Below are 13,115 nucleotides of genomic sequence, written 5' to 3'. Positions count from 1 at the left end.
GTATGCAAACTTCTTCTCTCGAGGCCGCGGCCCAGGCCCGGCCTAAAAACCGTCTGGGGCTGCTGCTGTTGCCGCTGGTGATCCTGGCAGGCATGGGCCTGTCGGTGGAGGCGGGCTTGTTGGGGCCGCTGGGCGCCCAGGTGGGGCACTTATGGGCGACCTTGAGCATCTTCGCGGTGGGCACGGCAATCTTGCTGCTGCTCCTGCTGTTCAGCGGCCCGCAAAAAGGTCCGGCCCTCAATGAACTGCCGCGCTGGCAGTTGATCGGGGGTTTCCTGGGGCCGATGTATGTGGTGGTGCTGACCCTGGCCACGCCCCATATCGGCATTGCCATGACCATGATCGCGATCCTCTGCGGCCAGGTCGGCAAGAGCGTGCTGATCGACCACTTCGGTTGGTTCGGCACCGCCCGCAAGCGGGTCAATGGCGAACGCTGGGTTGCCCTGCTGTTGATTGTGATAGCCCTTGTTTTGATTGCGCGAGGTTAAGGCGATGAATCTGATTGCATTGTTGGTGCTGGTGGTTGCCGCCGGCGCGGTGTTGAGTGTGCAGGCGGCGATCAATGGGCGCCTGGGGCAAACCGTCGGCGTGCTGCGCAGCAGCCTGGTGACGTTCTCGGTGGGCACGCTGGTGACCGGCCTGCTGATCCTGTTTTTTGAGCCGGCCCAGGCCGTCAGCCTGCTCGAGGTGCCCAAGTGGCAGCTGACCGGGGCGTTGTTCGGTGTGGTGTACATGATGGTGATGGTCGGCGCGGTGCCGATCGTGGGCACGGCGGTGGCGACGGTGGCGGTGATCGTCGGCCAATTGGCCATGGGCATGTTGATCGACAACTTCGGCTGGATGGGCAACACGGCCATCGAACTGTCCGGCAGCCGGGTGCTGGCGATGCTGTGCCTGGTGCTGGCCCTGGTGTTCATGTATCGCAGCAGCACGCGCCAGGCTGATTAACGGCGCTGAACCAAGGGCAGCGGCCCGCAGTCACTGCTAAAGGTGCCGGCATTCGCTGCACCGGGACGACCAAAAAAAAGGAGTCTGATCATGCCAGATCCAACCTGTGCCTGCCCGCATTGCAAATGTGTACTGGGGCAGAACGCTGTGACCAAAGACGGCAAGGGCTATTGCTGCCAGGGTTGTGCCGATCACCATGCCCATGGTGAACCGTGCGAGTCGGCCACCGGCTGCGAGTGTGCCAAGTCGGCACACGGCTGAGCGGCCAATAGCGCCAACACCGCCAGGCAGCGTAAGCTGCCTGACTTTTTCCCAGTCGTGGAGTTATATCGTGGCCAAAGCTGCTGCTGTCATTGAAATCCCGGTGTCGGCCGATCAAGTCTGGCAACTGGTCGGTGGGTTCAACTCGTTGCCCGATTGGCTGCCGCTGATTGCCAAGAGCGAACCGGGCGAAGGCGGGCGCGTGCGGCACCTGCAAACCGTGGATGGCGCGGTGGTGGTCGAGCACTTGCAGACCTTCGATAACGTTGCGCGCACCTACAGCTACACCCTCAGCGAATCGCCGTTTCCGGTCAGTGCCTATCTGGCGACATTGCAGGTTGAAGCGCTGGGTGAGCACTCGGCCAAGGTCACCTGGTCGGGTGTGTTCACTCCGGTTGCGGGCGTGACGGATGCTGAGGTTGAAGAGCTGTTCAGCGGCGTCTACACCGGCGGCGTCGAGGCGCTGCGCAAGAACTTCCCGGCCTGATCGGCCACTATCGCCGGCCAGCCGGCGCCTACAGTGGCGTGTGTGTGCGGCAGTCCAGGGTCAGTCGCGCGCCCCCACGCTCGCTGCTGCCAACTTCCAGACGGAAGCCATGCAGGTTGATGATCGCCGCCACAATCGACAGGCCCAGGCCAAAGCTGCCCTGTTGGTTAGCCTCATCGACCCGGTAGAAACGCTGGAACACCGCCGCCCGTTCCGCTTCGGGAATCCCGGGGCCGCTGTCCAGGACTTCGATGCGCGTGCTGCCAGCAACGTCGATCCCGCGCAGAATCACCTCGCCGCCCGGCGGGGTGAACTTGATCGAATTACTCAGCAGGTTGGCCAGGGCCTCGAACAGCAGTGCCCGGTCACCGGTAATCGGTGGCAATGCTTCGGGGACTTGCAGCAGCAGTTCCAACTGACCTTCTTCCGCCAGGGGCAGGTAGAAGTCATGGAGTTCCTGGAGCAACGGCAGGGGATCGAAGACCAGGAAGCCGGAGCGTCGTTGACGGTCCTCCAGCTCGGAAATACGCAGCAAACCGCGAAAACGCGCCATCAGCGTGTCGGTCTCGCTGATCACTGCATCGAGCTGCAGGGCCAGGGGGGACTCCTCGCTGGCCTGTTGCTTGATCCGGTACAACTGCGCGCGCAAGCGGGTCAGTGGGGTGCGCAGGTCGTGGGCAATGTTGTCGCACACGCCCTTGACCTCGTTCATCAGTTTTTCAATGCGCTCAAGCATGGCGTTGACGATGGCGGCGAGCATGTCCAGTTCGTCGCGGCGGTTGGACAGCGGCAGGCGGTGGGTCAGGTCGCCGGCGACGATGGCTTCGGCGCTGGCCTGGATCCCGCGAATCCGCCGCAACGGGCGCCGGCGTAGCAGATGCCAGCCGGCGACGCCGGGGATGATGGTCAGGGAGATTGCCCAGAGCAGGGCCTGCAGGATGATCCTTGTCACGCCCAGCAATGAACCGTTATCGCGCACCAGCACCAGCCAGCGGCCATCCTGGGTATGGGTCGCCACCGCGTCGCAACTGCCCCGGGGCAGTTTCGGGTCATCCGATTCGATGCAGTTGGCCAAGGCATGGATGCGCCCGTCCAGGGGCAGGCCTGGGGGGATTTGCTGGAGCGGGCCGCTGAGGGGGCGCTGTTGGCCATCGAACAAGCCATAGGCGTCAATGCCCTTCATATCGAAGGTCATGCTGGTGGCCAGGGCTTCATCCAGTTGCGCGCCTTCGAAGCGCTGGAACAGATGCTGGCGCTGCATCAGCGAATGGCGCGACAGGTCGCCCAGGTAACCCGAGACTTCGTAGTACAGCACCCCCATGAGGATGCAGCTCCAGGCCACGAACAGCGAACTGTACAGGGCCAGCAGGCGGCTGCTGGACGAGCGCCAGCCGTTAGACGGGTTCAGCAATGACATAGCCCGAACCTCGTACCGTGCGGATCAGTGGCGTCAGGCCCGGCGGGTCGATTTTCTTGCGCAGGCGGCCAATGTGCACGTCGATCAGGTTGGTGCCCGGGTCGAAGTGATAACCCCAGACTTCCTCGAAGATCATCATCCGCGAGAGGATTTGCCCGGTGTTGCGCATCAGGAATTCCAGCAGCTTGTACTCGGTGGGCAGCAGGCTCAGGGGTTGGTCGGCGCGACTGGCTTCGCGACTGATCAGGTTCAGTTCCAGGTCGGCCACGCGCAGCGCGGTTTGCGCGGCCTTGAGCGCATTGTTACGGCGCAGCAACACCTCGACCCGCGCGGCCATCTCGTCGGAGGCAAAGGGTTTGGTCAAGTAATCATCGCCACCGGCCCGCAGGCCGCGCACCCGTTCATCCACGTCGGAGAGGGCGCTGATCATTAGGATCGGCGTCGACACGCCGAGGGTGCGCAAGGTGGTGACGATGGCCAGGCCATCGAGCTCCGGGAGCATACGGTCGAGGGTGATCAGGTCGTAGTCGCCACTGACTGCCCGCGTCAGGCCTTCGCGGCCGTTGTCGACCCAGTCCACGTCCAGTCCATGACTGCTCAGCTCGGCGACGATCTCGCGAGCCGTCACGGCGTCGTCTTCGATGGTCAAAATGCGGGTCATAAGGGTTACCTGGTCACACGGGAGTGGGGGGCATTTTGCCAAGAAATGATAGCGAGGTTTCTAAAAGAAAATTCATGTAGGCCTCGGTCAATGTGGGAGCGGGCTTGCCCTAAGCCAGTCAGTTAAACGCAGATCCCCTGTGGGAGCGGGCTTGCTCGCGAAAGCGGCAGGTCATTCAACATCAATGTTTGCTGGGCCGACGTCTTCGCGGCGATGCGCCGATCCGACAAGCCCGCTCCCACAAGGTTGGCGGATGGCCCGGGAATGCATAACGCCCGCCACTTAACCTGCGTTCTTGCAAGTTGCATGATCCTAGGAAGTTCAACTTACTTATCTCATTGAAATTAATAGGTTTTTATTTTAACGGCGACTGGCACGCCGCCTGCACTGTCCTTTCCGACAGATGTAACACCATTTTTCAATGCCTGGAGCACCACAACAATGATGACATCCTCATCCACTTTGCAAGAGTCGAGCACGCTCTCCGGGGTTTCCTGGGGGGCGATCTTTGCCGGGGCCGCAGCTGCCGCTGCGTTATCCCTGGTCCTGGTGTTGCTGGGCTTCGGCCTGGGGTTTTCGGCGGTGTCGCCGTGGGCCGACAGCGGCATCAGCGCCAAGGGCCTGGGCATTTCCACGATTGTCTGGCTGGCCTTTACCCAGATTGTCGCGGCGGGGCTGGGCGGATATATCGCCGGCCGGCTGCGGGTCAAATGGGCCAATATGCATGGCGATGAGGTGTACTTTCGCGACACCGCCCACGGCTTTCTGTCCTGGGCCGTGGCCACGCTGGTGACCGCGACCCTGGTGGTCGGCTCGGTCAGCAGCATTGTCGGCGGCGGTGTGCAGGCCGGTGCGAGCGTGGTTTCGGGTGCCGCCAGCGGCTTGACCCAGGCTGCCAGCAACGCGGCCAATGGCGATGACTTCGGCTACTACGTCGACAGCCTGTTCCGCGATGATCGCCCGGCCGCTGCCAGTGACGATGCGGTGCATGGCGTGGTGGCGCGGATCTTCGCCCGCACCTTGGGCAACGACGGCCAACTGGCGCCGCAAGACCGTACTTACCTGGCGCAGTTGATCAGCCAGCGCACCAACCTCAGCCAGGCCGATGCCGAGCGGCGTGTCGACCAGGTCTACGGTGATGCCCGCAAAGCCCTGGAAGATGCCAAGTTGAAGGCCAAACAGGCCGCCGATACCGCCAGCAAGATCGCCGCGGTGACCTCGCTGTGGACCTTCGTCGCGCTGTTGCTCGGTGCCTTCTTCGCCAGTTTCGCCGCGACCTTCGGCGGTCGCCGCCGGGATGCCGTGGTGTATCTGGAAACCATTCGTTAATTCAAGGAGAACGTCATGCGCTCATTACTGCTGTGGTTCCTCGGTGTGCCGATCCCGGTCATTATCCTGATCGCGATCTTCATGCACTAACCCGCGTACCCGCTTGATCAAGGCCGCTCCTGCATGGCAGGGGCGGCCTTTTTATTAGTCGTCAAACCCCACCTGTTCGTGAATCTCATCGACCTTCAACTCCAGCCGGTACGCCACCGCAATAAACAGCGCCTGGCACAGGCACAGCGTGGCACTGAGCGAGCGGAACGCAAACGAGGAACCTTCATTGACCAGCAACACCGTGTTGGCGCGCTTGGCCAGCGGTGACAGGTTGCTGTCGGTGATGATCAGCGTCTTGGCCTGGTGATGCTGGGCGATACGCAGGCAGTGTTGGGTTTCCTTGCCGTAGGGCGTGAAGCTGATGGCGATCACCAGGTCATTGGCGCGCACGCTGCGCATCTGCTCGCGATAGCTGCCACCCAGGCCCGAGACCAGGTGGATGCGCTTGTTGGTGTGCTGCAGGTTGTAGACCAGGTAGTCGGCCACCGCAAAAGAGCGGCGCACCCCGACCACGTAGATATTGTCGGCGTTGACCACCAGGTCCACGGCTTTCTCGAAGGCTGCATCGTCCAGTTCCAGGCCCAGGCGCTCGATGCCGGACAGTGTGGCATTCACGCATTCACGGGCGAGGTCGCCAGCGCTGGCTTTCTGCGACTTGTTGGCGATCATGCTGCGGATGCGCTGCTGGTAGTTCTGCACCGGCGTGGTCTTGTGGGTATACGCCTCGCGAAACAGCGCCTGCATCTCACTGAACCCGCTGAAACCAAAGCGCTGGGAAAACCGTACGATGGCCGAAGGATGGACTTCGCATTCCCGGGCGATGTCGCTGATGCGGTCGACCATGATCCGATCGCTCTGCTGGCTCATGTAGCTGGCGATGCGCTTGAGCTGGCGGGGCAGGCTTTCGTATTCATCGGTGATCAGCTGCAACAGACGCTCGGCATTGATCGGAGGGCTGGCGAGCATCTCGGCGGGAGCCTGCTGATCGGAGCGGGACATAGGCAATCCTTCTGGCTTGTTCTTACAGGGCAGGTGAGGCGCACCTCGCCCATGACAATAGGTCGATGGGCGCAAGTCTACAGGGAAGGCGGCAAAAAATATCTTAATGGAAAATATATTCCACATAAAATATTTATAGAATAAATATTGATTGCTGGCGCCGGACGTCCTAGTCTGCATCCACCAAGAGCGTCGCCGTCACGACGGCAGGCGCGGGCTGATAAAAATAACAGGAGCCAGCATGGGCCAGACTCGTTTTGCCAGTGGGCGTCAATTGGATCTGATTTGTCTTGGGCGCCTGGGCGTCGATCTCTATGCGCAGCAAGTCGGGGCGCGCCTGGAAGATGTCGCCAGTTTTGCCAAGTACCTGGGCGGCTCCTCCGCCAACATCGCCTTCGGCACTGCGCGGTTGGGGCTCAAGTCGGCGATGTTGAGCCGGGTCGGCGACGATCACATGGGGCGCTTTCTGGTGGAGTCGCTGGTGCGCGAGGGCTGTGATGTCAGTGGCATCACCGTCGACCCACAGCGCCTGACCGCCATGGTGCTGCTGGGCCTCAAGGACCGCGAAACCTTCCCCCTGGTGTTCTACCGCGAAAACTGCGCCGATATGGCCCTGTGTGCCGCCGATATCAGCGAAGCCTTTATTGCCAGCAGCAAGGCGTTGCTGATCACCGGCACTCACTTTTCCACCGACGGCGTGTACCAGGCCAGCCTCCAGGCCCTGGATTACGCCGAGCAACACGGGGTCAAGCGCGTGCTCGATATTGACTACCGCCCGGTGCTCTGGGGCCTGGCGGGCAAGGCTGACGGCGAGACCCGTTTTGTCGCCGACCAGAGCGTCAGCCAGCATCTGCAAGGGATCCTGCCGCGCTTTGACCTGATTGTCGGCACCGAGGAAGAGTTCCTGATTGCCGGCGCCAGCCACGATCTGCAAAGCGCCTTACGCACGGTGCGCCAACTGACGGCGGCGACCCTGGTGGTCAAGCTCGGCCCGCAGGGTTGCACGGTGATTCACGGGGCGATCCCGGCGCGCCTGGAAGACGGCGCGATCTATCCCGGGGTGCGGGTCGAGGTGCTTAACGTGCTGGGGGCCGGCGATGCGTTTATGGCCGGCTTTCTCAGTGGTTGGCTGAACGAGGCCGATGACACGCGCTGCTGCCAGCTGGCCAATGCCTGCGGCGGGTTGGTGGTGTCGCGCCATGCCTGCGCCCCGGCAATGCCGACCCCGGCGGAGCTTGAGTATCTGTTCAACAGCCCGGTGCCTATCACCCGGCCGGATCAGGATTTGGTACTGCAGCGTTTGCATCAGGTCAGTGTGCCGCGCAAAACCTGGAAGCAGCTGTTTGTGTTTGCCTTCGACCATCGCTGGCAACTGCTGGAGCTGGCGCAAAAAGGCGGCCAGGACCCGGCGCGGATCAGTGCGATCAAGCAACTGTTTATCCAGGCGGTAGAACGCGTCGAAGGCAAACTGCACGAGCAGGGTGTGGAGGCCGATGTGGGTATTTTGGCCGACCAGCGCTTTGGCCAGGACGCGCTGAACGCCGCCACCGGCCGTGGCTGGTGGGTCGCGCGCCCGGTAGAGGTCCAGGGTTCGCGGCCGCTGGCGTTCGAACACGGGCGCTCGATCGGCAGTAACCTGATCGGCTGGCCCCAGGAGCAGATCATCAAGTGCCTGGTGCAGTTTCACCCCGACGACGAGCCGCTGCTGCGCCTGGAACAGGAAGCGCAGCTCAAGGGCCTGTATCAAGCCGCGCAAGCCAGCGGCCACGAACTGCTGCTGGAAGTGGTGCCGCCCAAGGATCACCCTTCGACCTACCCGGATGTGCTCTATCGCAGCCTCAAGCGCCTGTACAACCTGGGTATCTACCCGGCGTGGTGGAAGATTGAGGCGCAGTCGGCCGAGCAGTGGCACCAGCTCGATGAACTGATCGAGGAACGCGACCCCTACTGCCGGGGCGTGGTATTGCTGGGCCTGAATGCGCCGGCGCACTCTTTGGCCGAGGGCTTCCAGCAGGCCAGCCAGAGCCGGACCTGCCGCGGGTTTGCCGTGGGCCGCACGATCTTCCAGGACCCGAGCAGGGCGTGGATGGCAGGGGAAATCGACGACGAAACGCTGATCCAGCAGGTACAGCAGACCTTCGAACAACTGATCCAGGCCTGGCGCAGCTCGAGAGTTTAAACACGCTCAAATGTGGGCGCCGGCAAGCCAGCTCCCACACAAGCAGATTTCAGCAGCCTCAAGGTTAAAACAATAAAAGGTGCAGCCATGCCCGCAATCCGTATTGGCATCAACCCCATCTCCTGGAGTAACGACGACCTGCCGGCCCTGGGCGGCGAGACGCCGTTGAGCACCGCGCTCAGCGAAGGCAAGGCCATCGGCTACGAAGGTTTCGAACTCAACGGCAAATTCCCCAAGGACGCCAAGGGCGTGGGTGATGTGTTGCGCCCCTACGACCTGGCGCTGGTCTCCGGCTGGTACTCCAGCCGCCTGGCCCGGCGCTCGGTGGCCGAGGAAATCGACGCCATCGCCAGCCATGTGCAACTGCTGCGCGAGAACGGCGCCACGGTATTGGTCTACGGTGAAGTGGCCGACTCGATCCAGGGCTCGCCGATCCGTCTGATCGAGCGCCCGCGCTTTCACAGCGAACAGGCATGGCAGGCCTACGCCGACAAGCTCACTGAGCTTGCGCGTTTTACCCTGTCCCAGGGCGTGCGCCTGGCCTACCACCATCATATGGGCGCGTACGTCGAGTCCCCGGAGGACATCGACACCCTGATGCGCCTCACTGGCCCGGAGGTCGGCCTGTTGTTCGATTCGGGGCACTGTTACATGGGCGGTGGCGAGCCGGTCGAGGTGCTGCGCAAGCATCTGGACCGTATCTGCCATGTGCACTTCAAGGATGTGCGCAAACCGGTGGTGCAACTGGCGCGCAACCAGCTGTGGAGCTTTCCCGACTGTATCGTCAACGGCACCTTCACGGTGCCGGGCGATGGCGATATCGACTTCGCCCAGTTGCTGGACGTGTTGCTGGGCGCTGGCTACAGCGGCTGGTTGGTGGTGGAGGCTGAGCAGGACCCGGCCGTGGCCCCCAGCTATATCTATGCAAAAAAAGGCTTTGATACCTTGCGCGCGCTGCTGGATGCGAGGGCTGCACAATGAGCCTGCTGGTCAAAAGCACCCCGCGCGGGCCAACCATGGTCGCGCTGCCAGAGGGGCGCCTGGAATATGTAGGGTTTGCCGCTTACCGCCTGAGCCTGGGGCAAACACTGCCGGTCAGCGCCAACGACGACGAGCTGTGCCTGGTGCTGCTCAGCGGCCGGGTGAGCATCGAAGGCGAGGGCTTCAGCTGGCAAAACCTCGGTGATCGCCAGTCGGTGTTCGAGGATAAGTCGCCCTTCGCAGCTTATCTGCCGCCCAGCACGCGGGCCCAGGTGACAGCCCTGAGCGATGTGCAGATCGCCGTCTGCGCCGCGCCCGGCGCCCTTGCCGCCGGTCTCGCGCCCCGGCTGATCCGCCCCGAGCAGTGCCGGCGCAGTGTGCGCGGCAAGGGCGCCAACACCCGCTACGTCTGCGACATCCTGCCCGACAGCGAGCCGGCCCATTCGCTGCTGGTGGTGGAGGTGCGTACGCCGTCCGGGCACTCATCTAGCTACCCGCCGCACAAGCACGATACCGATGATCTGCCGCACCAGAGCTTTCTTGAAGAGACCTATTACCACCAGATCAACCCCTCCCAGGGCTTTGTGTTCCAGCGGGTGTACACCGACGACCGCAGCATCGACCAGGCCATGGCCGTGGAAAACCACGACCTGGTGGTGGTGCCCAAGGGTTATCACCCGGTCAGCGTGCCCTATGGCTACGAATCGTATTACCTGAACGTGATGGCCGGCCCCAAGCGCGCCTGGCACTTTCACAATGACCCGCAGCACAGTTGGTTGCTGGATCTTTAACCCGTAGGCGCCGAGGGGGCCAAACATGAGCACAACCCGATTGACCATGGCCCAGGCCCTGGTGAAGTTCCTGGATAACCAGTACATCGAAGTCGATGGCGTGCAGAGCAAGTTTGTCGCCGGCGTGTTCACCATCTTTGGCCACGGCAATGTGCTGGGCCTGGGCCAGGCCCTGGAGCAAGACGGTGGCGAGCTCGTGGTGCATCAGGGCCGCAACGAGCAGGGCATGGCCCATGCCGCGATTGGGTTTGCCAAGCAGCACCTGCGGCGCAAGGTCTACGCCTGCAGCGCTTCGGTCGGCCCCGGCGCGGCGAATATGCTGACCGCCGCGGCAACCGCCACCGCCAACCGCATCCCGCTGTTGCTGCTGCCCGGCGATGTGTATGCCTGTCGCCAGCCCGACCCGGTGTTGCAGCAGATCGAGCAATTCCATGACCTGAGCATCAGCACCAACGATGCGTTTCGCGCCGTGAGCAAATACTGGGATCGCATCAACCGCCCTGAACAGTTGATGAGTGCGGCGATCCACGCCATGCGCGTACTGACCGACCCGGCCGAAACCGGCGCCGTGACCCTGGCCTTGCCCCAGGACGTGCAGGCCGAGGCCTGGGATTACCCCGATTACTTCCTGCAAAAACGCGTGCACCGCCTGGACCGACGCCCGGCCACCGAAGCGATGCTGCGCGACGCTGCCGCGCTGCTCAAGTCCAAGCGCAAGCCGCTGATTATCTGCGGGGGCGGGGTCAAGTACTCCGGCGCGAATGCCGCGCTGCAGGCGTTTGCCGAGCGCTTTCAGATCCCCTTTGCCGAGACCCAGGCCGGCAAGAGCGCCATCGTCTCCAGCCACCCGCTGAATGTCGGCGGCATCGGTGAAACCGGCTGCCTGGCCGCCAACCTGCTGGCCCGGGATGCCGACCTGATCATCGGCATCGGCACGCGCTACAGCGACTTCACCACCTCGTCGAAATCCCTGTTCCAACATCCCGAGGTGCAGTTTCTCAACCTCAATATCAGCCCTGGCGATGTGCTGAAGCTCGACGGTGTCCAGGTGCTGGCAGATGCCAGGGTCGGGCTGCTGGCATTGGCCGACGCGCTGGGCGATTACGCCACGCAATGGGGCGAGCAGCCCCGCCAGGCCCGTGCGCAGGGGGATGCCGAAGTGGACCGGGTCTATCAGGCGCGCTACACCGACGCCGACTTCAGCCCCGAGATCCACGACCACATGGATGCGGCGGTGCTACGCGAATTCATCGAGCTGACCGGCTCCTGCCTGACCCAGAGCCAGGTACTGGGTGTGCTTAACGCGACCCTGGCCGACGACGCGGTGATTGTGGCCGCCGCCGGCAGCCTGCCGGGGGATTTGCAGCGCAGTTGGCGCAGCAAGGGGGTCAACACCTACCACGTCGAGTACGGTTATTCGTGCATGGGCTACGAGATCAACGCAGCCCTGGGGGTGAAGCTGGCCGAGCCGGCGCGCGAGGTCTACGCCCTGGTGGGCGATGGCTCCTACATGATGCTGCATTCGGAGCTGGCCACCTCGATCCAGGAGCGGCGCAAAATCAACGTGGTGCTGCTGGACAACATGGCCTTCGGTTGCATCAACAACCTGCAGATGGGCAATGGCATGGACAGCTTCGGCACCGAGTTCCGCTTCCGCAACCCCGACAGCGGCAAGCTCGATGGCGGCCTGGTGCCGGTGGATTTCGCCATGAGCGCGGCGGCCTATGGTTGCAAGACCTACAAGGTCACGACGGTTGCGCAGCTGCACGCCGCGCTGGCTGATGCACGCGCGCAGAGCGTGTCGACGCTGATCGATATCAAGGTGCTGCCCAAGACCATGATCCACGGCTACCTGTCGTGGTGGCGGGTTGGCGTGGCGCAGGTGTCCACCAGCGAACGCACCAATGCCTGCGCCAAACAACTCAATGAACGCCTGGCCAAGGCCCGGCAGTACTGACCATAAGAGGAGCGTTGCCATGTCTTTGAAGCTGGGTGTGATCGGTACGGGCGCCATCGGCCGGGACCATATCCGCCGGTGCAGCCAGACCTTGCTCAACAGCCAGGTGGTGGCGGTCACCGATATCAACCTTGAGCAGGCGGCCCAGGTGGTGGCTGACCTGCAACTGAACGCCGAGGTGTACGCCGACGGTCATGCGCTGATCCATTCGGCGCAGGTCGAGGCGGTGCTGGTCACCTCCTGGGGCCCCAGCCATGAGGAATTTGTGCTGGCGGCTATCGCAGCTGGCAAACCGGTGTTCTGTGAAAAACCCCTGGCTGTCACTGCCCAAGGCTGTCGCAAGATCGTCGAGGCGGAAGTGGCCCACGGCAAGCGCCTGGTCCAGGTCGGTTTCATGCGCCCGTATGACCAGGGCTACCAGGCGCTCAAGGCGGTGATCGACAGCGGCCAGATCGGCGAGCCGTTGATGCTGCACTGCGCCCACCGCAACCCGACGGTGGGGGAAAACTACAACACCGGCATGGCCATCACCGACACCTTGATCCACGAGCTGGACGTGCTGCGCTGGCTGCTGGCCGATGACTATGTGTCAGTGCAGGTGGTGTTCCCGCGTAAAACCAGCAAGGCCCTGAGCCATTTGCGCGACCCGCAGATCGTGCTGCTGGAAACCGCCAGGGGGACGCGGATCGATGTGGAAGTGTTTGTGAACTGCCAGTACGGCTACGACATCCAGTGTGAAGTGGTGGGGGAGACGGGCATTGCCAAATTGCCAGAGCCGTCCCAGGTGCAACTGCGCAGCGGCGCCAAGCTATCGAATGCAATTCTGATGGATTGGAAAGACCGTTTTATTGGCGCTTATGACGTCGAGTTGCAGGCCTTTATCGATGGCGTGCGCGCCGGCCAGGTGGGGGGACCTTCGGCCTGGGATGGTTTTGCGGCGGCGGTGGCGGCGGATGCGTGTATCGAGGCCCAGGGCAGTGGGCAGATCGTTGCGGTCAGCTTGCCGCAGCGCCCGGCATTCTACGGCTAGCGCGGTCAATGTAGGAGCTGGCTT

13 protein-coding genes are annotated in these 13,115 nt (G+C 62.9%); 10 read left to right on the top strand and 3 right to left on the bottom strand.

From position 1 onward, the window contains the following. Positions 1–2 precede the first annotated feature (2 nt). From ACSSVH_RS15900 to ACSSVH_RS15885, 4 genes are all read left to right on the top strand, one after another. Complete coding sequence (locus tag ACSSVH_RS15900) at positions 3–488, top strand: DMT family transporter (protein WP_169954740.1); 486 nt, start codon at positions 3–5, stop codon at positions 486–488. A gap of 4 nt (positions 489–492) precedes the next feature. Next, positions 493–948, top strand: coding sequence for a DMT family transporter (locus ACSSVH_RS15895; protein ID WP_169954739.1), 456 nt, complete (start codon positions 493–495; stop codon positions 946–948). A gap of 90 nt (positions 949–1,038) precedes the next feature. Then, complete coding sequence (locus ACSSVH_RS15890; protein WP_169954738.1) at positions 1,039–1,209, top strand: metallothionein; 171 nt, start codon at positions 1,039–1,041, stop codon at positions 1,207–1,209. A gap of 70 nt (positions 1,210–1,279) precedes the next feature. After that, positions 1,280–1,696, top strand: a complete 417-nt coding sequence (locus ACSSVH_RS15885; protein ID WP_169954737.1) for an SRPBCC family protein — start codon at positions 1,280–1,282, stop codon at positions 1,694–1,696. A gap of 28 nt (positions 1,697–1,724) precedes the next feature. Here the strand turns inward: ACSSVH_RS15885 and ACSSVH_RS15880 are convergent, their stop codons facing one another. Further along, complete coding sequence (locus tag ACSSVH_RS15880) at positions 1,725–3,113, bottom strand: sensor histidine kinase (RefSeq protein WP_492633446.1); 1,389 nt, start codon at positions 3,111–3,113, stop codon at positions 1,725–1,727. Next, complete coding sequence (locus tag ACSSVH_RS15875; protein ID WP_169954735.1) at positions 3,091–3,774, bottom strand: response regulator transcription factor; 684 nt, start codon at positions 3,772–3,774, stop codon at positions 3,091–3,093. The genes ACSSVH_RS15880 and ACSSVH_RS15875 overlap by 23 nt, the downstream gene beginning before the upstream one ends. Before the next feature lie 441 nt (positions 3,775–4,215). Here ACSSVH_RS15875 and ACSSVH_RS15870 point away from each other — a divergent pair, with 441 nt between their 5' ends. Then, positions 4,216–5,103, top strand: a complete 888-nt coding sequence (locus ACSSVH_RS15870) for a hypothetical protein (RefSeq protein ID WP_492633445.1) — start codon at positions 4,216–4,218, stop codon at positions 5,101–5,103. 144 nt (positions 5,104–5,247) lie between these two features. Here ACSSVH_RS15870 and ACSSVH_RS15865 read toward each other — a convergent pair whose 3' ends face one another. After that, positions 5,248–6,153 (bottom strand): MurR/RpiR family transcriptional regulator, encoded by a 906-nt coding sequence (locus ACSSVH_RS15865; protein WP_169954733.1) that lies wholly within the window; start codon positions 6,151–6,153, stop codon positions 5,248–5,250. Between the two features lie 241 nt (positions 6,154–6,394). Here ACSSVH_RS15865 and ACSSVH_RS15860 point away from each other — a divergent pair, with 241 nt between their 5' ends. From ACSSVH_RS15860 to iolG, 5 genes are all read left to right on the top strand, one after another. Next, the gene (locus ACSSVH_RS15860) at positions 6,395–8,332 is read left to right on the top strand and encodes a bifunctional 5-dehydro-2-deoxygluconokinase/5-dehydro-2-deoxyphosphogluconate aldolase (protein WP_492633444.1); all 1,938 of its coding nucleotides are present in this window, start codon (positions 6,395–6,397) and stop codon (positions 8,330–8,332) included. 87 nt (positions 8,333–8,419) lie between these two features. Further along, positions 8,420–9,313, top strand: a complete 894-nt coding sequence (gene iolE / locus ACSSVH_RS15855; RefSeq protein ID WP_169954731.1) for a myo-inosose-2 dehydratase — start codon at positions 8,420–8,422, stop codon at positions 9,311–9,313. After that, positions 9,310–10,104: a 5-deoxy-glucuronate isomerase gene (gene iolB, locus ACSSVH_RS15850; protein WP_170058423.1), complete on the top strand. Its 795-nt coding sequence runs from the start codon at positions 9,310–9,312 to the stop codon at positions 10,102–10,104. The genes iolE and iolB overlap by 4 nt, the downstream gene beginning before the upstream one ends. Before the next feature lie 25 nt (positions 10,105–10,129). Continuing rightward, complete coding sequence (gene iolD / locus ACSSVH_RS15845) at positions 10,130–12,061, top strand: 3D-(3,5/4)-trihydroxycyclohexane-1,2-dione acylhydrolase (decyclizing) (RefSeq protein ID WP_432754355.1); 1,932 nt, start codon at positions 10,130–10,132, stop codon at positions 12,059–12,061. A gap of 19 nt (positions 12,062–12,080) precedes the next feature. Further along, a complete protein-coding gene (iolG, locus tag ACSSVH_RS15840) occupies positions 12,081–13,091 on the top strand; it encodes a bifunctional inositol 2-dehydrogenase/D-chiro-inositol 1-dehydrogenase (protein WP_169954728.1) in 1,011 nt (336 codons plus the stop codon). Positions 13,092–13,115 lie beyond the last annotated feature (24 nt).

This window comes from Pseudomonas sp. HC1(2025) (genome assembly GCF_058742075.1).
The sequence above is the reverse complement of the archived record's forward strand: the minus strand, read 5'-3'. Positions and strand labels throughout refer to the sequence as shown.